Source organism: Bradyrhizobium sp. S3.7.6 (assembly GCF_054061875.1).
In genome coordinates this window covers 4,396,491-4,418,074 of the sequence record NZ_JBSSEQ010000001.1, presented here as the reverse complement: position 1 = coordinate 4,418,074, position 21,584 = coordinate 4,396,491, and the positions used below count along the sequence as shown (strand labels likewise).

The 21,584-nt window shown below is 62.7% G+C and carries 19 protein-coding genes; 12 read left to right on the top strand and 7 right to left on the bottom strand.

Annotated features, from left to right (window positions below):
- Nucleotides 1–5 precede the first annotated feature (5 nt).
- From rnr to ACVJ5M_RS21260, 3 genes are read left to right on the top strand one after another with little or no spacing between them, the layout of a single operon-like run.
- Nucleotides 6–2,363 carry a ribonuclease R gene (gene rnr / locus ACVJ5M_RS21270; RefSeq protein WP_354096583.1) on the top strand — a complete coding sequence of 786 codons (2,358 nt, stop codon included), beginning with the start codon at nt 6–8 and terminating at the stop codon, nt 2,361–2,363.
- Complete coding sequence (locus ACVJ5M_RS21265) at nt 2,357–2,797, top strand: DUF983 domain-containing protein (RefSeq protein WP_014494700.1); 441 nt, start codon at nt 2,357–2,359, stop codon at nt 2,795–2,797. The genes rnr and ACVJ5M_RS21265 overlap by 7 nt, the downstream gene beginning before the upstream one ends.
- Before the next feature lie 32 nt (nt 2,798–2,829).
- Nucleotides 2,830–3,579 (top strand): NUDIX hydrolase, encoded by a 750-nt coding sequence (locus ACVJ5M_RS21260; RefSeq protein WP_354100290.1) that lies wholly within the window; start codon nt 2,830–2,832, stop codon nt 3,577–3,579.
- A 27-nt stretch (nt 3,580–3,606) separates the two neighbouring features.
- Here ACVJ5M_RS21260 and ACVJ5M_RS21255 read toward each other — a convergent pair whose 3' ends face one another.
- Nucleotides 3,607–4,965: a metallophosphoesterase family protein gene (locus ACVJ5M_RS21255; RefSeq protein ID WP_354079134.1), complete on the bottom strand. Its 1,359-nt coding sequence runs from the start codon at nt 4,963–4,965 to the stop codon at nt 3,607–3,609.
- A gap of 76 nt (nt 4,966–5,041) precedes the next feature.
- Nucleotides 5,042–5,584, bottom strand: a complete 543-nt coding sequence (locus ACVJ5M_RS21250; protein WP_354100291.1) for a hypothetical protein — start codon at nt 5,582–5,584, stop codon at nt 5,042–5,044.
- 300 nt (nt 5,585–5,884) lie between these two features.
- Here ACVJ5M_RS21250 and ACVJ5M_RS21245 point away from each other — a divergent pair, with 300 nt between their 5' ends.
- Both ACVJ5M_RS21245 and rpmG read left to right on the top strand, forming a co-directional pair.
- Nucleotides 5,885–7,210: an LLM class flavin-dependent oxidoreductase gene (locus tag ACVJ5M_RS21245; RefSeq protein WP_456679384.1), complete on the top strand. Its 1,326-nt coding sequence runs from the start codon at nt 5,885–5,887 to the stop codon at nt 7,208–7,210.
- Nucleotides 7,211–7,417: 207 nt separating this feature from the next.
- The gene (rpmG, locus tag ACVJ5M_RS21240; RefSeq protein WP_007603295.1) at nt 7,418–7,585 is read left to right on the top strand and encodes a 50S ribosomal protein L33; all 168 of its coding nucleotides are present in this window, start codon (nt 7,418–7,420) and stop codon (nt 7,583–7,585) included.
- A gap of 94 nt (nt 7,586–7,679) precedes the next feature.
- Here the strand turns inward: rpmG and ACVJ5M_RS21235 are convergent, their stop codons facing one another.
- The 3 genes from ACVJ5M_RS21235 to ACVJ5M_RS21225 form a co-directional block, all read right to left on the bottom strand.
- Entirely contained in the window at nt 7,680–8,840 is a 1,161-nt protein-coding gene (locus ACVJ5M_RS21235; protein ID WP_354096578.1) for a c-type cytochrome, read from the bottom strand.
- Between the two features lie 82 nt (nt 8,841–8,922).
- Nucleotides 8,923–10,701: a GMC family oxidoreductase gene (locus ACVJ5M_RS21230; RefSeq protein ID WP_354100293.1), complete on the bottom strand. Its 1,779-nt coding sequence runs from the start codon at nt 10,699–10,701 to the stop codon at nt 8,923–8,925.
- Nucleotide 10,702: 1 nt separating this feature from the next.
- Complete coding sequence (locus ACVJ5M_RS21225; RefSeq protein WP_354098447.1) at nt 10,703–11,452, bottom strand: gluconate 2-dehydrogenase subunit 3 family protein; 750 nt, start codon at nt 11,450–11,452, stop codon at nt 10,703–10,705.
- Nucleotides 11,453–12,872: 1,420 nt separating this feature from the next.
- Here ACVJ5M_RS21225 and ACVJ5M_RS21220 point away from each other — a divergent pair.
- The 3 genes from ACVJ5M_RS21220 (at nt 12,873) to ACVJ5M_RS21210 (ending at nt 15,969) form a co-directional block, all read left to right on the top strand.
- On the top strand, nt 12,873–13,199 hold the full coding sequence (locus tag ACVJ5M_RS21220; RefSeq protein ID WP_014494689.1) for a BA14K family protein: 327 nt from the start codon (nt 12,873–12,875) through the stop codon (nt 13,197–13,199).
- 440 nt (nt 13,200–13,639) lie between these two features.
- On the top strand, nt 13,640–14,488 hold the full coding sequence (locus tag ACVJ5M_RS21215) for an SDR family NAD(P)-dependent oxidoreductase (RefSeq protein WP_354100294.1): 849 nt from the start codon (nt 13,640–13,642) through the stop codon (nt 14,486–14,488).
- Between the two features lie 350 nt (nt 14,489–14,838).
- The gene (locus ACVJ5M_RS21210; RefSeq protein ID WP_354266140.1) at nt 14,839–15,969 is read left to right on the top strand and encodes a murein L,D-transpeptidase family protein; all 1,131 of its coding nucleotides are present in this window, start codon (nt 14,839–14,841) and stop codon (nt 15,967–15,969) included.
- Between the two features lie 41 nt (nt 15,970–16,010).
- Here ACVJ5M_RS21210 and ACVJ5M_RS21205 read toward each other — a convergent pair whose 3' ends face one another.
- Nucleotides 16,011–16,367 carry a hypothetical protein gene (locus ACVJ5M_RS21205; RefSeq protein WP_223154002.1) on the bottom strand — a complete coding sequence of 119 codons (357 nt, stop codon included), beginning with the start codon at nt 16,365–16,367 and terminating at the stop codon, nt 16,011–16,013.
- 579 nt (nt 16,368–16,946) lie between these two features.
- Here ACVJ5M_RS21205 and tnpA point away from each other — a divergent pair.
- From tnpA to ACVJ5M_RS21185, 4 genes are all read left to right on the top strand, one after another.
- Nucleotides 16,947–17,399 (top strand): IS66-like element accessory protein TnpA, encoded by a 453-nt coding sequence (gene tnpA, locus ACVJ5M_RS21200; RefSeq protein WP_144030647.1) that lies wholly within the window; start codon nt 16,947–16,949, stop codon nt 17,397–17,399.
- Nucleotides 17,396–17,752 carry an IS66 family insertion sequence element accessory protein TnpB gene (tnpB, locus tag ACVJ5M_RS21195; protein WP_007606730.1) on the top strand — a complete coding sequence of 119 codons (357 nt, stop codon included), beginning with the start codon at nt 17,396–17,398 and terminating at the stop codon, nt 17,750–17,752. The genes tnpA and tnpB overlap by 4 nt, the downstream gene beginning before the upstream one ends.
- 69 nt (nt 17,753–17,821) lie before the next feature.
- Nucleotides 17,822–19,351, top strand: coding sequence for an IS66 family transposase (tnpC, locus tag ACVJ5M_RS21190; protein WP_456679383.1), 1,530 nt, complete (start codon nt 17,822–17,824; stop codon nt 19,349–19,351).
- Between the two features lie 331 nt (nt 19,352–19,682).
- On the top strand, nt 19,683–20,090 hold the full coding sequence (locus ACVJ5M_RS21185; RefSeq protein WP_085405561.1) for a hypothetical protein: 408 nt from the start codon (nt 19,683–19,685) through the stop codon (nt 20,088–20,090).
- A gap of 189 nt (nt 20,091–20,279) precedes the next feature.
- Here the strand turns inward: ACVJ5M_RS21185 and ACVJ5M_RS21180 are convergent, their stop codons facing one another.
- A complete protein-coding gene (locus tag ACVJ5M_RS21180; protein ID WP_135217315.1) occupies nt 20,280–21,518 on the bottom strand; it encodes an MFS transporter in 1,239 nt (412 codons plus the stop codon).
- Between the last annotated feature and the right edge of the window lie 66 nt (nt 21,519–21,584).

Here is a 21,584-nt window from a genome sequence, read left to right as displayed (position 1 = left end):
GTTAAGTGAAACGCAAGAATGACCATGGCTTTCCCGACCGGAGCGCCATCGTCGCCTTCATCAAGGCAAATCCCGGAAAGGTCGGGACCCGCGAAATTGCGCGCGAGTTCGGCCTGAAGAACGCCGATCGCATCGAGCTCAAGCGCATGCTGCGCGAGCTCGCCGACGACGGCACCATCAAGAAAAAACGCCACAAGGTTTCCGAGCCGGACGCGCTCCCGTCGACGCTGGTCGCCGACATCACCGGCCGCGACAGTGACGGCGAGCTGATCGCCTCCCCCACCGAATGGGACGAGGTCGAAAGCGGCGAACCGCCAAAAATCCTCATCGTCATGCCGCGCCGGCCAAAGCCCGGCACCGCGGCCGGTGTCGGCGATCGCGCGCTGCTGCGCGTCGAGCGCTCGGACGAGAACGAAGGTCCGGCCTATCGCGGCCACATCATCAAGGTCTTCGACAAGACGAAGAGCCGCATCCTCGGCGTGTTCCGCGAGCTTCCCGAAGGCGGCGGACGGCTGGTCCCGGTCGACAAGAAGTCCGCCGACCGCGAGCTGAACATCGCCGCAGCCGACGCGCACGGCGCCCGGGACGGCGACCTCGTCAGCGTCGACATCATCCGCTCGCGCAGCTTTGGGCTGGCATCAGGCCGGGTCAAGGAGAAGCTCGGCTCGGTCAAGTCGGAGAAGGCAATCAGCCTGATCGCGATCTACGCGCACGACATCCCCCTGCAGTTCCGGCCCGCGGCAGAGCGTGAAGCCGAAGCGGCAGAGCCGGCCAATCTGAAGGGACGTGAAGACTGGCGCGACGTGCCGCTCGTCACCATCGACCCGCCGGATGCGAAGGATCACGACGACGCGGTGCATGCGCAGCCCGATCCTGATCCGAACAACAGAGGCGGCTTCATCGTCGATGTCGCCATTGCCGATGTGAGCTTCTACGTGCGGCCGGGCACCGCGCTCGACCGCGACGCGCTCGATCGCGGCAACTCGGTGTATTTCCCGGACCGCGTTGTGCCGATGCTGCCCGAGCGCATCTCCAACAATCTCTGCTCGCTGGTGCCGGGCGAGCCGCGCGGCGCGCTCGCGGTGCGGATGGTGCTCGGCCCCGACGGGCGCAAGCGCTCGCACAGCTTCCACCGCATCCTGATGCGCTCGGCGGCGAAGCTGAACTATGCGCAGGCGCAGGCCGCGATCGACGGCCGGCCCGACGACACCACCGGACCCCTGCTCGATCCGATCCTGAGGCCGCTCTATGCCGCCTATGCCTGCGCCAAGCGCGCCCGCGACGAACGCGATCCGCTCAATCTCGATCTGCCCGAGCGCAAGATCCTCTTGAAGAGCGACGGCACGGTTGATCGCGTCGTCGTGCCTGAACGTCTCGATGCGCACAAGCTGATCGAGGAGTTCATGATCCTCGCCAACGTCGCGGCGGCCGAGATGCTGGAGAAGAAGTCGCTCCCGCTGATCTACCGCGTGCATGACGAGCCGACGCTGGAGAAGGTCCACGCACTCGCGGAGTTTCTGGAGACGCTGGACGTTCCCTTCGCGAAAGGCGGCGCGCTGCGCCCGGCTTTGTTCAACCGCGTGCTGGCGCAGCTCGAAGGCCACGACCACTTCCCGCTGGTGAGCGAGGTCGTGCTGCGCGCGCAGGCACAGGCCGAATACTCCTCCGAGAATTACGGTCATTTCGGCCTGAATTTGCGCCGCTACGCGCATTTCACCTCGCCGATCCGCCGCTATGCCGACCTCGTCGTGCACCGCGCGCTGGTCCGCGCGCTCGGCCTCGGCGAAGGCGCACTGCCCGACAGCGAGACGCCGGAAAGCCTCGGTGAGGTCGCAGCCCATATCTCGGTGACCGAGCGGCGCGCGATGAAGGCGGAGCGCGAGACCGTCGACCGGCTGATCGCCCATCACCTCGCCGACCGCATCGGCGCAAGCTTCCAGGGCCGCGTCTCCGGCGTCACGCGCGCCGGCCTGTTCGTCAAGCTCGCCGAGACCGGCGCCGACGGCCTGATCCCGATCCGATCCCTCGGCACGGAATATTTCAACTATGACGAGAGCCGACACGCGCTCGTCGGCACGCGCAGCGGCACCATGCATCAGCTGGGTGACGTCGTTGACGTCCGTCTGATAGAAGCAGCTCCCATCGCAGGCGCGCTGCGCTTCGAGCTGCTGTCGTCGACCGGCGAGACCGCGCCGCGCGGCCGCAGGCCATCCGGTCCGCAACGCCGCCCCTCGTTCAAGGCGCATCCTGGACGCAGTCCGGATAAAAAACGCAAGCCGCCGAAGCAAAAGTCCGGCAAACCCAAGAAGGGCAAGGGCAAGAACAAAGGAAAAGGCGGGGGTCAGAAGGGCAAGGCATGGTGACGACGAGCACGGCCCCAAAGATCTGGACGCGCGAGACCGGCCTCGTCGAGAAGCGCGACGTCTGGACGGCCATGAAGCGCGGCTTTCGCAGCCGCTGCCCGCGCTGCGGCGAGGGCAAGTTGTTCCGTGCCTTTCTCAAAACCGCGGACAATTGCGCGGTCTGCGGCCTCGATTTCACGCCGCATCGCGCCGACGATCTGCCGGCCTATCTCGTGATCGTCATCGTCGGCCACATCGTGGTGCCCACGATCCTCTGGATCGAGACCAACTACACCACGCCGGTCTGGCTCAGCTTCGCGGCCTATCTGCCCTTCACCTTCGTCGCCTCGCTCGCGCTGCTCCAGCCGGTCAAGGGAGCTGTGGTCGGCTTGCAATGGGCTCTGCGCATGCACGGCTTTGACGACAACCCTCCGGATGGTATTCCGCCGGTCTAAGCAAATAATCAAAAAGCGGTTTGGGTGAGGACATGACGGATACGTCGCAGGGAGCCGAGAAGGCCAAGATCCACGAGGGCAAGGAAGCCGACCACCATCCCTATTTCCGCCCCCGCGATGCGGCGACGCTGATCCTGGTCGATCGCAGCGGCAGCATTCCAAAAGTCCTGGTCGGCAAGCGCCACGACAAGGTGGTGTTCATGCCCGGAAAGTTCGTCTTCCCCGGCGGTCGTGTCGACAAGGACGATTACCGCGTGCCGTGTGCAGCACCCATCACCGCCGAGCTGGAAGCCAATCTCGCCAAGGGCAGCCCGAAGACTCCGGCCTCGCGCGCAAAGTCGCTGGCGATTGCCGCAATCCGCGAGGCCTGCGAAGAGACCGGCCTCTGCCTCGGACGCAAGGCCGAGGGGAAAGCGAAACTCGAAGGCGCCTGGAAGCCGTTCGCGGATGCGGGCCTGCTGCCCGATCCCTCCAGCCTGTTCCTGATCGCACGCGCGATCACCCCGCCCGGCCGCGTCAAGCGGTTCGATACCCGCTTCTTCACCGCGGATGCCTCCGCGATCACCCACCGCGTCGAGGGAGTGATCCATGCGGATGCCGAGCTGGTCGAGCTGGTCTGGGTCGAGCTCGGCTCAAAGCCGCTCGCCGATCTGCATCCGATGACACGCAACGTGCTCAACGAGCTCGACACCCGCCTTGCCACCGGCCCGCTCCGCCACGACGCGCCGGTGCCGTTCTTCCATTTCTACGGCGGCAAGATGCAGAAGGATATTTTGAGTTGATCCGGCCACAAAGCTCTCCAGGCTCGTTCACGCGATCAGCAAACTCAGCGCGGCACCTCTGAAGGCGCGGTCTTCGCTGCCACCTTGTCCGTGGCCGATCGCCCATTGCTGCGGCCACACAAGCTGCCCCAACCCTCGCGCCGTCGCAGAGGTGAAGGACGACCAACGCGGGGAGCCGTGATCGCGGTACAAGAGACCGCCGGGGCCCATATCCGGGTAGATCGCGACGTGAATATCGAAACCCTCGCCCGCCGGAAGATCAGGTCCAAACCAATAGGTTGGGCTTCGCCCCGGCTCACGAGCAACGATGGCTGTCAGGGTTTGCCTCGGTCCCCGAAGCCCAAGCCAGAACGGCGCGATCGAACCCGGCGCGAAAGCCGTGAAAATCGTCTGGGCCGCTGCGACTTCGGTCGCAGCGCTTTGCCCCACAAGCCTCAGCTCGATCCGCCGCCCGCTCTCCACACATCCGCTGAACGGCGCTTCGGCTTCACCGAGCGCCAGCTCCCTCCACAGGGCGGGATCAGGATCGCGCAGCGGCCATTCCATCTTCTCCCTGACAACGCCGTCGGTATCGAGCACCTGATAACGCAGGCCTTCCTCGTCAAGCGCGGCCTGAATGCAATGCAGATACTCGACGCCTTCCGGCATCCTGTGAGCCGTTCCCGCGCCCGCAGTGCAGATCTGCAGGACACCGCGATGCGCCTGCACGTCAAAGGCGAGGATGTGGCTGCACAGATAGGCAAGCACGTTTTCGTTCACCAGGATGTCCCAGAACGGGCGAGCATATTCGTGGCCGATCTCGCGCTGATACGTCCCCGTAAAGCCGTTGATCGGAAACACCGGATGATGGCCAAGGACGAGCTTGTGTCGGGCATCGCCATGCTCTCTGAGCGTTGTTTCGAGCCACGCGAGCTCGACATGGCCCTCACCTCCCAGGCCGCTCCAGAGCGTGTTGACGAACACCATCAGGAGGTCGCCGCGCCGCACGAAGTAGGAGAGGCCCGCCTGTCCCGGCGGTCCATTTTTCGGCAGCTCGAGCACCGCACGAAACACCGCCTCGCTCATCAAATCATAGGTCGTGTGATTGCCGGTTGTGTGCCACATCGGAATGGCCGCACGGTCGAGCCATGCCATTTCCGTATCCAGCCAATAGCGCCACTGCGCGCGCAGCGCGTCCGGATCCGGCGTCAGTCCGATGATTTCATCGCCCGGGAAGAGAACGAATTCAGGCTGCGGTCTCAGGCGTTGAACGACCGCATTGACCGAGGCGAAGGTCTTTTCGTGCAAGGCACCCGGCACACCCGAGCAGGAGTCGCCATACAAGAGAAACTGATGGCCCTTGCCGCGCGGTCGAAGCGCGGGAATGGAGTTATTCGCTGAGGTCATGGCCTTCCATTGCGGTGTTCGGCCGCGAGGATGGCAATTTCCGCAACGGGTAGCAACAGGTCGTGGCTAGACCTAATCAGGAAGCATCAGGCTCGGTGCCGACATAGTCGCGCGCCGGCAATTTCAGGACGCGACCGATCTCGCTTGCGAGCTTGTCCGCCTCCTCGCGCCTGGTGAAGCTCTGAAGCGTGATCGGCTCGGTGCCCCTGTTACCGCAGAGATTGACGTCGTAGGTCGTCAGATCCGCATCATAGTCATCGGTGATGCTGACGAAGTGATAGTCGGCGAGATCGCGCTGGCTGCGGATACTGAGCGGGCCGAACTGCCTGGTGATGACAATCTGGCGCAGCGTCTCGTTGAGCACGACGAAAGTGCGGTACGTCAGCAGGATCATTCCGGGGATGCCGACGAGCAGTCCCAACCCCGTGAACACCAGTACCGGCACGAGATCATCGGCGAGCCGGCCGAAGCCGGAAAAATCCTGGCGCAGGCCGAGGCCGACATTCCACAAGAGATAACCGCTCGCGGCCAGCAGCGGCAGCGACAGCAGGCGGCCAATCCAGGGCATGGGCCGGTCGATGCGAACGGTGCCGCCGTCCACGGTCATTGCGCCTGCCATGTCGGGTCTCCTCACGAGGTCATGGCTTGGTCGGGGCGAGCGGCGGATCGGTTCGATGGTTCCCCCTTGTCATTCCGGGGCGCCGCGGAGCGGCGAGCTAGGGTGCGCAATTGCGCACCTGAGAATCCATAACCACGATCGTGAGTATGGATTCCGGGCTCGCGCTGCGCGCGCCCCGGAATGACGGAAACATGCTGAGCATGTCGCGAAAAACGAAAAAATCTTCCCGCCTCCCCCAATGGCGGAGTTCCCGCGCGCACCTATGTCTTCCCTAACGACACCCAGAACGGATACGGGGCGATGGCACAACGGCAACTCAAGCTTGGCGCGTTCATGCGCCCGATCAGCATCCACACCGGCGCCTGGCGCTATCCCGGGGCTTGGCCGGACGCCAATTTCAACTTCGGCCATATCAAGACGCCGATCCAGAAGCTCGAGGCCGGCAGGTTCGACGCCTTCTTCATGGCCGATCACCTCGCCGTGCTGAACATGCCGGTCAACGCGCTCAAGCGCAGCCACACCGTGACCTCGTTCGAGCCGTTCACGCTGCTGTCGGCGCTGTCCGCCGTCACCGAGCGCATCGGCCTGATCGCGACGGGCTCGACGACGTTTGACGAGCCCTATCACGTGGCGCGCCGCTTCGCCTCGCTCGACCATCTCAGCGGCGGGCGCGCGGGCTGGAACATCGTCACCACCTCGAATCCGGACGCGGCGCTGAATTTCGGCCTCGACGACCACATGGAGCATGCCGAGCGCTACAAGCGCGCCCGCGAGTTCTACGACGTCGTCACCGGCCTCTGGGATTCCTTCGCCGACGACGCCTTCGTGCGCGACGTCAAAAGCGGCGTGTTCGTCGATCCCGCGAAGATGCACGTGCTCGACCACAACGGCAAATATCTGAAGGTGCGCGGCCCCCTCAACATCGCGCGGCCCGTGCAGGGCTGGCCGGTGATCGTGCAGGCCGGCGCATCGGAGGACGGCAGGCAGCTTGCGGCGGAGACGGCGGAAGCCGTGTTCACCGGCGGCGGCCCCCTCGCCGACGGCCAAAAACTCTATGCCGACATCAAGGGCCGCATGGAGAAGATCGGCCGTGATCCCGAACATCTCAAGATTCTTCCCGGCGCCTTCGTCGTGGTCGGCGACAGCGTCGATGAGGCCAAGGAGAAGCGCGCGCTGCTCGACAGCCGCGTGCATTACGACAGCGCCATCGCCTCGCTCTCGGTCATCCTCGGCACGGATGCCTCGGGCTTCGATCCGGACGGGCAACTGCCGGAGATTCCGGAGACCAACGCCAGCAAGAGCGGCCGCCAGCGCATGGTCGACCTCGCCAGGCGCGACAATCTCACGGTGCGCCAGCTCGCCCAGCGCGTCGGCGGCTATGGCGGGCTGTCCTTCGTCGGCACCGCCAAGACCATCGCCGACCAGATGGAGGAATGGCTGGTCGGGCGCGGCTCCGACGGCTTCAACATCATGTTCCCGTTCCTGCCCGCCGGCCTCGACGATTTCGTCGACAAGGTGGTGCCGGAGCTGCAGCGTCGCGGGATTTTCCGCAAAGAGTATGAAGGGGCCACTTTGAGGGAGAATCTGGGCCTGCCGCGGCCGAAAAACCGGTTCTTCGAGGCGTAATGGGACCGTTTTGGGTGGTTTTCCGCCCTAGAGCCCCGTTCGGGGCTCTAGGTTGTTGTTTTTGACGCGTTTTCTTGACGCGAACCGGTGCCCACTTCGCTCGAAAACGCTTCGAAACCTTGACATCAGGCGGTTTCTGGCTAGGTTGCCGGCCAACGCGGGCCGTTTGGCCGGCTCCAGATTCCCTTCATTCCTGAGGTTCTGAACATGGCCAAAGCGGTCACCATCAAGGTCAAGCTCGTGTCCTCGGCTGACACCGGCTTCTACTACGTCGCCAAGAAGAATTCGCGCACCATGACCGACAAGCTGGTCAAGAAGAAGTACGATCCGGTCGCGCGCAAGCACGTCGAATTCCGCGAAGCCAAGATCAAGTAAGAAGATCAAGTAAGATCGCGGAATAAGCTACGGACTTTTGACGGGGCCTCACGGCCCCGTTTTTATTTTGCGGCTCACGTCTCGGACGGCCGGCTCAGTCGTTGCGTAAAGCGGTGTCGGACCGAACACGCGTCACTTCGGCTGCATCGATCGGGGCAGCGGCACCACCCCAGCTATTTCTGACAAAGCTGAGCACCGCCGCGACCTGGCGATCATCGAGCTGCCAGCCGTAGGACGGCATGCCGGGTGCCGTCGGCTCGGCCTTGGTGCCGACGCTTCGCGCACCACGGAGCACCATTCGGATTGCCGTTGTGGGATCATTTGATTGCACCATCGTAGACTCTGCGAGGGCGGGAAACAGGTGTGGAACGCCCTTGCCTTCGATCCCGTGGCAGGCGGAACATTGGTCTCGGTAGATCGCGCCTCCGGCCGCCATCACGTTCGCACCCACCGGGGCAAGCCTCGCCTCATCCTTGTTGCCCGGCAATGATTTCAGATACGTCGCAATAGCCTTCGTATCCTCATCCTTCATCCTGGACGTCGACAGCTCGACGGCCTCCGCCATCGGCCCTGTCGCAGCGGTAGCGCGATTGTGCCCCGTCTTGAGGTAGAGCGCGACATCGTCTGCCGTCCAACTGCCCAGTCCTGTCCGCCGGTTGTTGGTGATGTCAGGCGCCGACCAGCCCTGGAGATTTGCTCCCTGCAGATATTGATCGGTTCGATCGCCTCCGAGCAGCGTCTTCGGCGTGTGACAGGCTCCGCAATGCGCCGGCCCGTCGACGATGAACTTGCCGCGATTCCATTCGGCGGATTTGGTCGGTTCCGGCTTGTATTCACCTGCCGTGAAGTAGAGCGCGTTCCACACGATCATCGTTGAGCGGATATTGAATGGAAACGGAAGCGTATCCGCGTTGCGCGAATTTCGGACCGGCTCCAGCGAAGTCAGATAGGCCCGGATTGCCATCACATCGTCACGCGACATCCGAGTGTACGCATTGTAAGGCATGGCCGGATAGAGATGCGCGCCGGTTCGTCCGATACCCTTTCTCACCGCGGCATCGAATTGATCGTCGCTCCAGGCTCCAATGCCCGTTTCCAGATCGGGCGTGACATTGGGCGATATGATGTTGCCGAACGGCGTTTCGATCGGCCGCCCACCCGAAAACGGCTTGCCGCCGGGAACGGTATGGCAGCCGGCACAGTCCGACAGGATCGACAGATAGCGCCCGCGTTCGATCTGGGTGAACTCTTGCATGTTTGCGGAGCCGGCATGCGCGCGGCCAGCCAGCGACGCCGAAGCGAGCACTGCGCAAACGAGCGTGCATACGCGAGGAATCCTACGCATCGACCAGCCTTCCGGGATTCTTGAGGTACTGGTTCCGGATCGCGGCCGCCGACCAATAAGCGAGCGCGCCGACCGTGAGCGTCGGGTTGTAGCCGGCGTTCTGCGGAAAGGCGCTTGCCCCCATCACGAACAGATTCGGGACATCCCAGCTCTGCAGGTATTTGTTGAGGACGCTTGTCTTGGGATCGGCCCCCATGATCGCACCGCCGTTGAGATGCGTCGTCTGGTAGGTCGTTATGTCGTATGGCGCGGTCCGATACTGCACGGCGAGCTTTTCAGCGCCCATCGCCTTGATGATCTCGGCGAACTTGTCGGTGAGAAACTTATTCTGCTTGATCTCGTTCTCCTTGAGATCCATCGTGATCCGCATCAGCGGACGCCCGAACCGGTCCTTATAGGCGGGGTCGAGATCCAGGTAGATGTCGCGGTAGGCGTAGAAGCTGCCATGCACACCAGTGCCGGGCTTGACCGTGCTGAGATAATTGTCCTTCACCGCCTTCTTCCAGTCGGCGCCCCATGCCGGCGTTCCCGGCGGCACCAGGGTGCTTTCGATCGGACGAGCACCTGTCTGCACCTGGCCGACATAGCCGCCGCCGACGAAACCATGCGGCCCGTGATCGAAATTGTCGCCGTTGAACTCGTCGATACACATCCCGATCGAACCCGATGCGATGAACGGGTTGAAGTTGAACTTCTTGTTGTCGAAGAAGCCATTGACCGACGAGATCGTCTGGTGGGTGTAGTTTCGGCCGACGACCCCAGTGTTGGTGACGGGGTCGTAGGGCTGCCCGATTTGCGAATGCAGAAGAAGCTGCACGTTGAACATCGTGTAAGCCGACAGGATCACGAGGTCGGCCTGCTGCTCCCATTCTTCGCCGCTCGAGTCCACGAATGTCACGCCGGTAGCGCGCTTGCCTGAACGATCGACATTGATCCTGACAACCTCTGAATTGTCGCGGAGGCTGAAGTTCGATTTTCGAATGAGATGCGGCAGGATGGTTGTTTGCGGGCTAGCCTTGGAATAATTGCCGCAGCCAAACCACTCGCAGAAGCCACAATAGGTGCAGGGGCCAAGGCGCATGCCCAGCGGGTTCGTATAGGCTTGCGAGAGATTGCCCGAAGGCTGCGGGAACGGCTTGTAACCAAGCTCGCGCGCGGCTTTCCCGAACAGCGTATGGCTGAACGGCTGGGCCTGCGCCGGGGTCGGATAAGGACGGGACCGAGGCCCTTCGAACGGATTGCCGCCGTCCATGATCTTGCCGCTCAGATTTCCGGCCGTCCCCGACGTGCCGCACAGATATTCGAAGCGATCGTAATGCGGCTCAAGCTCGTCATAGGTCACGCCCCAATCCTGGATCGTCATATCCGGGGGCAGGAACGCCGCGCCATAGCGTTCGGTCAGATGTGTCTTCAGCACGAAATCCGACGGAAGAAAACGCCACATCTCGGCGTTCCAGTGCACGCCCCCGCCGCCGACACCGTTCGGCGGCATGAACGCACCCCAGCTTCGGATCGGCAGGGCGGTCTGACCCATATTGTTTCGAAACGTGAACGTCAACTGGTCCGGACGGAGGAACAACTCGTGCCGGATGCGGTAACGAAGCTCGTCCTGCATGTAGCCCGGCGGAAAGTCCGTCGGCGCATCGCGCCACGGACCGCGCTCAAAGGCGATGACCTCGAGCCCCTCGTCGGTCAGCTCATTTGCCATGATCGCGCCGGTCCAGCCGAAACCGACGATGACGACGTCCTTCCTGGGAAGCCTTCGGGACATGCTACGACCTCGTCCATTGCGCGTTGCCGGTCATCCCGACCGGCGGCAGTGGAAAGCGCTCGTTGTGGCGGTTCACCCAATCGAGATAGTTGTAGCGCGCGCCCGGATAGCCGATCATCTTCCACGCGACCATGTCGCGATTGCCGCCATAGATCGGGTCCGCGAAGAATCCCATCTGCACGTCCTTGACGAGTTGCGCGAAGAACGATTTGCCATCGACACCGTCGAGTTTGAGCTCGCCCTTCTCAACCGCCTTCAGAACCGCGATCCTGTCGTCGCCCGACAGCTCGGCGAAGGGCTTTCCCCCGCCCCTCTGCTTGCACGCACGATCGAGTGCAGCGAGGCCTTCCCGGTAGTCTTGTGCGGGGCCGTTCGCCGACTGATGGCCCTGGTTCTTCGCACCGGCCTGAAACGGCGGGCGCACATACAATCCCTCCTGCCGGCCATAAGGCCCGGCCAGCTGCCGGTCGATAAACACGGCACAGCCGGCCTCCTTGCCGCCCGGTGTCTCCGGGTCCGGCGGGATGATGCAATCCACGAGCGCCTCCATGGCCCGGCCTTCTTCCCCGTTGAAGAACTCCCACGGTCCGACCTTGATTGGCGGCGGGGGATTTCCCGCATTTGGAGCCCAGGGCAACCTCCCTGCGATTGTGGCGGCTTTGACGGTCGTCGCGCTGAACAGCAGCAGGGCCGTCCCAGCAAGAAATTCCCTGCGTCGCAGGCCGATCATTGTGGGCGTCCCCTGTTTCATTTTTCTTCCTCGTCGGTCCACCGCGCTGGAACTTCGATGAGCTTTCGGAGAAGTGAAACGCCTCCACGTCGCTCACGACCTGCATCTATCGGTCATGATCGACAACAATTGCCCGTGAACACCTCACCGACTCTCAACGCGCGGCTTCTCGTTGTACGATCGCAAATTGATCGCGTATTTCACGAAGCCGGCGCGTTTCCAAAAAAACACGGAGCCGATTGCTGCGAGCAGGCAGCGGAATCTCGCGGCAAGTCTCCTGTGTCCCGGACGCGCTGCAGTGCGCAACGTTGCTACGCTGCGTCCGGGGCACGAGACCGAAGTTGACGCGCTGCTCTTTCTCCACGCCGTCGTTGCGGGGAGTTCTTGCGACGGAGCAATCCAGAGCCGTTCCGCCGAGGGCCACGCTTTGTGTGGATGGCGAGTTTATAGGCAGATGCCACCTCAACCCTCGGTTGCCCAATCCGAAATGTATGTTACCGTGCATTTACCGGGGCGGCATCTCCGTCCCGAATTTGGGAAGGACATGCTCATGAAATTCTCGTCAAGCTTTGTCGTGCCCTCAGCCGTCGCTGTCTTATCAACTGCCTTGCTGTGCGCCCCGGCAGCGTCGCAAATCCCGACTGGCTCCGCCGCCACGATTCCCCCTGTCACGGTCGACGCGCCGAAACAGGTGGCAAAGCCGCACGTGTCGGAGCGGGGAGCAAACACAACGGCGCCGCGTCGGACTGCGTCAACCGCTCGAACGTCAACCGCGAGCACGCCTTCGTATGCGCCGGGCTCGGTGATGGGGAGGCTTGCCAGCCTGGAGAAAGTCGCCAGGAGCTGCAACGGTGGCTGTGCATCAAGCTTCCCAAGCGGCAAAGATCCCTGGGTCGGATGCAGCGAGTCGGGCGGCGGTACGGACTATGGACCTTTCTCGCCAACGTGCCGAGACACCATCACCCATAAATCCTACCTGGATTGCGTTGAAACCAAGGTGTTCCTGGGCGAAAACCGAAACAAGGCCCACTGGTTTTGCAGCAGCCTGGCCGCCGGCAACAGGTTTAAGGTCGCCGAACTCAAGCGATCAGGACGTCGCTAGTCCATACCGCCCGCTGGCTTTCTGTTTCAGTTGAACCTGGACCCGATGTCGGCCAGCGCTGGCCGCTGCTAGCCCCAGCGTCGCCCGCCGGTCGCGCGCAAGCGCACCGGCGAGGTGACGCTGCGCTGCGCCGGGGCACGAGAGCAAAGACAGGCGTGCTCCTGGCGGCGGTGGACCATTCTTTTGCGTTCCGCAAGCAAACGATTCTTTCTGTATTTGAACGACGAGATCGCGCTAGGTCGCGCGTATGCGATCAAGCGAGCTTGTTCAGCGCAGATGTCGATCCAACTCCTCTCGCACCGGCAGCACGATTGCACCGGGCAATGATGGAGATGGACCATGACTGGACTTAAAATTCTCGCTGCCGTGGCTTTGTTGTCGGGCCTGACCGCAAGCGCCGCCTACGCGCAATCCGGCTTTGCGAGCAGCCATCCCGATACGTACGAGGCCGAGAACCCCAATCGCAACCTGAACGGCACGCTGACGCCGGCCGGTCGGCTGGGCCTCGAGTTGCCGGATGGCGCAGCTCCTGCGCAAGGCGCGGACAGCGCCATGGCTCGCGCGGATGGCACTGCTTCACGTTCCTGCGCGGAGCGTTATCGATCCTACGATCCGGCAACGGGCACCTACCTCGGGTGGGACGGCAACCGCCATATCTGCAGGTAATGCAAAGCCGCAAGTCACCGGATCACGTGGACGTCCGAACGGATGGCCAGATGACCCGGTTGGATTCGAGGCGCCGTCGAGATGGCGTCTCGAACTTTCCATGACACCTTACGCGTCACGGCCAACGCGTGATTCTCCTCGGGTCTTCATGCTCATCGTTCTGCCGGAGGAGACACCTCGGGTGCCGACGCTCGTGACAGCGCGCCCCGAAGCGCCGCGTTGCCTCCAAGGCACGAGCGCAGAAGTAGATGTGTGCTCCTGACTTGTCGCGTCCGCTATGCGCATGGAAGACGACGTTGATACCTGGTTGCCCATGTCAATGATGGGCCACGAACGGACATCCGGCACGCTTCCCAATCCCTCGAAAACGCGGTCATATGGCGTCCGGGTACACTTGGCGTTTTGGCGCGAGGGTATCCGCTTGCACGGGGAGAACGCGCGTGAAGGAACTCGCTGGAAAGACTGTGTTCGTGACCGGTGCAGCGTCAGGCATTGGACTGGGGATCGCGACCGCCTTCGCCCAAGCGGGGGCGAAGGTCATGCTTTGCGACATTGAAGAAGCGGCTCTGTCCGCAGCGCTCGAGCAACTGAGGCTCACCAACGTCGATGTCGACGGCGTGAAAGCGGACGTTTCACTCAAAGCCGAACTCGCGGCGGCCGCCGAAGCCACGACTGCTCGCTATGGCAAGGTGCATATCCTCGTCAACAACGCGGGCGTCGGCGGCGGTGGGCCTTATGGCGCCTGGACCGAGGCGTCGTGGAACTGGACCTTGGGCGTCAACCTGATGGCGACCATTTGGGGGATCGAGATTTTCGGGCCGTTGATCGAGCAGCATGGCGAGGGTGGACACATCGTCTCCACAGCCTCGATCGCTGGCCTCATTTCAGGGGAGAGCAACCCATACAACGTCTCCAAGTATGGCGTTGTCGCGCTGTCCGAGGGCCTGCGGCGTGAACTTGCGCCCCGAGGGATTGGCGTATCGGTGCTGTGTCCAGGGATCATCCGCACTCAAATCATGGACTCGAGACGCAATCTCCCCAAACGCTTCGAGGGGGCGCTTCCTCCCTTGCCGACTTCGGGCCCACGTGCCGAGTGGATCAATATGCTCCGGGAACGCATCTCTCAGGGCATAGAACCCAACTATGTCGGCGAACTCGTCCGCGAAGGCGTCGAAAAGGACTTGCCATATATCTTCACCGACCTCGAATTTGAGCCGATGATCGAAGCGCGCTTCGCCGCAATCAAGCAAGGCTTTGACCACATCCGCGGGCGCACCCCGAAACGTTGAGCGCGCAGCCCTTCCACCAGCCTTAGCGGCTAACACGAATATTCGGATAGGGCTGAAACCGGCTTCAAAGCCGTTGCGCAGTGGACCGCCAATGTCTCAGTTGGATCAAAATGCGAAGAACTCAGAGTGAGCAAAGTCAGTCCGCTCTACCTCACCAGGCGGACCTCAATGAAAGGTGTCGCCACTTCGCTGATGGGCCAGAAGCGGACGACGAGACCGAGCGTCTTGGCATCCCCAAGGCCAACGATAAGCTCGAACTTCTCCGGTGACTGCGTCCATCTGGGCTTGCCTTACGAACCCACTGACTACACGCTACCCAAATGAGCAGATTCCACGCCCGAGGTAAGGTCGTGATCGGCGCCACGGCACTCCGTGCGCTTGTGCTGACTGCAGCTTTTTTCGCGGCGTTGTCGCCGGCCACCTGCCTTGGCGAAAACAGCAACCGCTTGCCGGCCAAGGCTACAAAGGAGCTACCACCCGAGTTGCTCTCGCTGCTCCGACAAAAGAAGATGCCAAAATACTCGCCTATCCTTGTGCGCGTCTTCAAGCAAGAGGCGGAGCTCGAAGTCTGGAAACAGGACACCACCGGCCTCTTCAAAATCCTCAAGGTGTACCCGATCTGTCGGTGGTCGGGGGATCTCGGGCCGAAACTGAAGGAGGGTGACCGTCAGGCTCCAGAGGGGTTCTATACGATTACTCCCGAGCTGATGAATCCCAACTCCGATTACCATCTCGCGATCAACGTCGGCTTTCCCAACAGCTTCGACAAGGCAAACAATCGCGACGGCAGCTTACTCATGATCCATGGCGACTGCTCATCGAGCGGTTGCTATGCCATGACCGACGAACAGATAAGCGAGATCTATTCGCTAGCGCGGGACTCCCTCGGCGGCCGACCGTCCTTTCAGGTCCAGGCTTATCCATTCCGCCTGACGCCGGCAAACCTGGCGCAGCATCGAAATAGCCCGAACCTCTCCTTCTGGAAAATGCTCAAAGTCGGCAACGATCACTTCGAGACGACGCATCTCGAACCTAAGGTGGGCGTGTGCAATCGACGCTATGTGTTCGATGCGCAAGCTCCACCAAATTCGCCGTATCCTCTCGTGTTCAGTCCCACCGATAAATGCCCCGCGTTTGTCATGGATTCCAAAATTGCGCGGCGGGCGCTTGAGAAGCAACGTACCGACGAACTCGAATTCGCGCGATTGCTCAATGACAACGTGCCGGCAGCCCCGATCTATAGCGGACTGGACGGCGGAATGAACGAGGCTTTTCTAGCAAAGTATCTGGTCAGAGCGACGCTTGCGAAAGTGATGCCGTATGCATCTTATCTGCCGCAACTGCCGCCAATCCCCTGGGTCACCAACGATGGTTCGTTGACGAGTAGATGGTTTGGCACCTCGTTCTCGAAACCCATTGCATGTGATCTGGCTCGTTCCAGCTTCCTGTCGACCGTCGTGGAAGGAGACGACGGGTGCTAGAGCGCCCGGTCTACTTCAGGCTTGCATCCCCGCGCTCGCTATCAGCCCATGCTCCCCGGCATGAAGCAGCGCGGCTTCGGATGACCATCTAGGTAGTAAGGCCAGACCATCGTACGGCCAGCGCGGTTCGGTCCATCCACGACAGCTTCGTTCGGAACATCAACCCACTCGCCATCAAGGCGTACGCGATAGTGACCGTCCTTAGTTTCCCAATCGGCGTCATCAACGCGCTTCGCATCACTGCCATCGCAGCAAGGCCCTTTGCCACTGTGCAAGCTCTCATACCAGCTGTTCAACTCGGGGTGCTGATAATCGTGGGCGCGAGCGTGACCGATTGTAAAGATCGGCAGCATGACAGTGAATACAGCAAGCGCTGCATGCCGAAGGTGATTGTTCATCTTACTCCTAATCCCGCAGTGGAAGTCCCACACGCCGAACACGTCAAGGCACGCCAAACTTGGGCCCGTAGTAGCCACTCCAGGGCCACACACATCGCCGCCCCGGTACCGCAAGTTTAAGCTTGCTCACTCACCACCGGATATGAAAGGCCAACAGTGCTTGTATTCTCTCTGGAGATGGAGAATCGATCGACCGATTAAAGGAATATTTCGTCACATCGTTTTCAACGATGCGCGATGTCGACGCGTCGTATGATCACGAGTTCCGGCGCATGCTGAAGAAGTTGAGTTTGGCCCTAAGCACGCCCTCCGCATCGCAGCGCCCGGTCCGCAATCTCAACGACGCAGCAGTATCTCCGTCCGAGATGACAAATCCGCCTGCTCCGATCGTCAACCCGCTATTAATTTCGATGTCGGCACAGTAGGCGGATATCGCTGCGACCACGACGCACGTCCGCTTCGGGTCACCCCCCGAAGAACTCGGGCTGAGCATATCAAGTCTGTAAGCGCTGTTTCGGTCCCACCTTCCATTGAAGGCGTCGAGCGAGGAATGATCGATCTCTGATTGGAGATCGGCTTGTGTCTAAGCTTGAACATATGCTTGAGCCCAGGACCTCGGTTCGTCTGGTCGAGGTCATCACGGAGAGCGGCCGACGCCGGCAGTTCTCGGCCGACGACAAGGCGCGGTTCGTCGAGGAGACGCTGGCCCCGGGAGCCGTGGTATCGGAGGTCGCGCGGCGGCACGGATTGTCGCCGCAACAGCTGTTTACGTGGCGCCGGCAAATGCGACAGCCGGTTGCGATCCCTGTGGCTCCCGAGCCGCAGACGTTCGTGCCCGCTGTCGTTACCCCATCGTCCACGCCGCCGGAGCGCTCACCGCGGCAGCGCCGACGCCTCCGGAAGGCGCTCGAGGGCGCCGAGAACAGCAGCATCATCGAGCTCGAGATCAACGGCGTCGCGGTCCGGGTCGGCCGCGGCGCGGATGCCGCGACGATTGCGGCCGTGATCCATGCGCTGAAGACCTGCACGTGATCGGTCCGACGGGCGCGGTGCGGGTGATGGTGGCGACCAGGCCGGTCGACTTCCGCAAGGGTGCCGAAGGGCTCGCGGCCCTGGTGCGTGAGAGCATCCAGGCCGATCCGTTCTCCGGCGCCGTGTATGTGTTCCGCGCCAAGCGCGCCGACCGGGTAAAGCTGATCTATTGGGACGGCACGGGTGTGTGCCTGTTCGCCAAGCGGCTTGAGACCGGTTCGTTCTGCTGGCCCAACGTGCAGGACGGCGTCATTCGCCTGACCGCGGCGCAGCTGTCAGCCTTGCTCGAAGGACTAGACTGGAAGCGCGTCCACGCCGCGCGCGAGACACCGTCGCCGATCCAAGCGAGTTGAACTGCGGCACAGTGAATCAGTATGCATGTCGCGCTCGCGGGATGCCGCGACGCATGGTGTAATCGCATCATGGCGACGACGGCCGACACGCTTCCGGACGATCCCGGCACGCTCAAGGCGATGCTGCTGGCCGAACGGGCGCGCGCCGCGCGGCTCGAGCAGATCATCAAGGAGTTGCAGCGTCATCGCTTCGGCCGCCGGGCCGAGACGCTGCCGGAGGACCAGTTGCTGCTCGGCCTGGAGGAGGTCGAGCAGGTCGAGGCGAGCAGTGATGCGGCGACCGATGCAGCCAATGCTGCCGAGCGATCGAGCCGAGCCGCACGGCGCCGCAGGAACAGAGGAGCGTTGCCGGCGCATCTGCCGCGGGTCGAGATGCTGGTCGACCTCGACGATCACGCCTGCCCGTGCTGTCAGCAGGCGCTGCACCGGATCGGCGAGGATGTGAGCGAACGACTGGATATCGTCCCGGCCCAGTTCCGGGTCCTAGTCGTAAGGCGGCCGAAGTATGCCTGCCGGGCCTGCGAGACCATGGTACAGGCACCGGCGCCAGCGCGGCTGATCGAGGGCGGGCTACCGACCGAAGCCACCGTGGCGCAGGTACTCGTCGCCAAATATGCCGACCATCTGCCGCTGTATCGGCAGGCTCAAATTTACGCCCGCCAGGGCCTCGAGCTGGATCGCTCGACCCTGGCCGATTGGGTCGGGCGGGCAGCCTTCCTGTTGCGGCCGGTGCATGAGCGACTGCTCGCGAGGCTGAAGCAGTCGCCAAAACTGTTTGCCGACGAGACCACCGCCCCGGTGCTCGATCCCGGACGCGGCCGCACCAAGACCGGCCAGCTCTGGGCCTATGCCCGCGACGACCGGCCCTGGGGCGGCACGGACCCGCCCGCCGTCGCCTATGTCTACGCTCCCGATCGCAAGGCCGAACGGCCGATCGTCCACCTCGCGGGTTTTGCCGGCATCCTCCAGGTCGACGGCTATGCCGGCTATCGGGTCATGGCCGAGCGCGGTGACGTAGAACTGGCGTTCTGCTGGTCCCATGTGCGCCGGCGCTTCTACGAACTCGCCGCGGCCGGTCCCGCACCGATCGCCAGCGAGGCACTCGAACGTATCGCCGGGCTCTACGTCATCGAAGCCGAGATCCGCGGCCGCACCGCCGACGAGCGTCGCGCCGTCCGCCAAGAGAAGAGCCGGCCGATCGCCGACGAGTTCGAACCCTGGATGCGCGCCAAGCTTGGTCTGATTAGCCAGAAGACCAAACTCGCGGAGGCCGTCCGATATGCGCTGTCGCGTTGGGACGGGCTGACGCGCTTCATTGCCGACGGCCGCGTCGAGATCGATTCCAACGTCGTCGAGCGCGCTATCCGCCCAATCGCGCTCAACCGCAAGAACGCCCTGTTCGCTGGCTCGGACGGCGGCGGCGAACACTGGGCCGTCATCGCCTCACTGATCGAAACCTGCAAGCTCATCGGCGTCGAACCCCACGCCTATCTCGCCGACGTCATCACCCGCATCGTCAACGTCCACCCGAACAGCCAGATCGACGAACTGCTACCCTGGGCCTATCTCGCTACCCAAGAACGCTGGCGCGTGGCCTGAGAACATCGCTTACTCAAGTCTGCTTCAGCCCCAAGGAGCGGACATCTAGCGGACATGCCGGGTCGACCGCTTGGGGCCAAATCCGGACCTTCCCGTGGGCTAGGCAGAGACTTCGTTTCACATGTTCCCCAGACTCGTCAGGTGACGTAGAATGTCGTTGCCCTTAAAGTGGGATGTGCCGAAATCACCGTCTGGGCAAACGAGCAGCACTGGTGCCATCGGCAAGCACGCTCTCTTAGAAGCCGTTCTTTTTTCGGTTTCGACCACCGTTCACCACGAACTTTGCGCGCTGCTTATGCGGCGGCTCGTTCGGTAACGTCGGGAGAAAGCGATGAGCAAGATCGATCGAAGGTCCGCACTGGGAATCGCGTTGGCAGCGGCCTCGGCTGCCATGGTCAGGCCAGCCGCCGCTCAAACCACAGGCTACAAGGATATGACGCCTTGGCCAGGTGTCGTGGTGCGTGAATATGAAGGCGAGACACCATCCCTGATCCCAGGTTTTAAGACCGTCTCAATGCGCGATGTCATCATGCAGCCGGGGGCGAAGACCATGGGGCCCCCGATGATGAATGCCATGATCTGCCATATCACCGAAGGGGAGCTTCGGCTTGAGCAGGACGGAAAGACCTTTACGGGCAAGAAGAATTTTGTCTGGACCTGCAACAAGGAAACAAAAGAACAGGCGTACAACGACGGGAATGTGGTCGCGATTATGCGGATCACGGACCTGAAAGCTTAGGGCCCATGTGGAGGAGCGGATGGCGCACGCGACGACGCGCCATCCGCCTGCAGGATCATGAATTGTTGCAACGTCACAGCCGGAGAAAAGTTCGTCCGCGCGCCAAGCTTCGGGTCACACGCTGCCATCACGACGAAACAGCACGGCGTCCCCTGCAAGCTCCCTCTGACGTTCGCGAGCACCGCCCCGCTACGCCGTCCGCAGCACCGGCGACGGCGGCTGCGATGGCCGGATCAGCGCGAATGCGACCTGGATGATGCCGCCGGCCAGACCGAGCGCCACGCCGATGCGCCAGGCCATGGTGTAGGAGCCGAGCGTGTCGTAGAGCACCCCTCCTCCGTAGGCGCCGAGGAAGCTGCCGATCTGGTGGCTCATGAAGGCGAGGCCCTGGATCATCGCCTGCCAGCGCAGGCCGAACATCTCGGCGACCGCGCCGGCGACCAGCGGGCCGACCCCCATCCAGAGAAAGCCCATGATCGCGCCGAACAGCAGCGTCGAGAACGACGTCGCCGGCAGCATGAAATACCAGGCGAGCGCGAGCGAGCGCAGGATGTAGATGCCGCCCAGCAGCGCCAGCTTGTTCCAGCGCTGGCCGGCCCAGCCGAAGAACAGCGAGCCCAGCACGTTGAAGCCGCCGATCATGCCGAGCGTCTGTGCGCTGAGCATCGGATCGAGGCCGCAGATCGCCAGATAGGACGGCAGATGCGTGGTGAGAAACACGAGCTGCATGCCGCAGACGAGATAGGCGCAGGTCATCACCACGAAGGACGCGTTGCCGAACGCCGTCTTCGCAGCCGTCGCGGCGGTGGCATCCCCGATGTCGTCGGCGGTCGGCTTCGGCAGCGGAATCGCGTCGACACGGCCGGCATACCAGGCCGCAGGGATCATCAGCACCGACATGATCACGAAACCGGCGAGCCCGACGCGCCAGCCAAATCCTTCGTTGAGCATCTGTCCGAGCGGCGCCGACAACAGCGCGCCGAGCGAGCCCGCGCCGGAGACGATGCCGAGCACGGTCGAGCGTACAGTCTCCGGCACCGCGCGCGCCGCCACCGACATCGCGATCGCGGCCGCGGTGCAGGCCAGCGACGTCCCGATCAGCACGCCGGCGCCGATCATGATGCTGACGAGCCCGTTCGCGGTCGCCATCAGAATGAGGCCCACGATGTACATCAGCGAGCCCACGATCATGATCGGGCGGAAGCCGTAGCGCACCGTCATCGCGCCGGCGAGCGGCTGGAGAAAGCCCCAGGCGAGGTTCTGCACGGCCAGCGCCAGCGTGAAATCCGAGATCGAAATGTGGATGTCATGCGTCAAAGGCTGCATGAAGATGCCGAGGCTCTGCCGCAGCCCCATGCTCAGTGTCAGCATGATCGAGGCGCCAATCAGGATGGGCAATGTCGGACGCAGGACCTGCAAAAGGGGCATATTTTTCTCCCTCGTCGGCGCGACGCGCGCGCCGGCGTCTGCAATTCTCGATGTTTTTAGTTACAC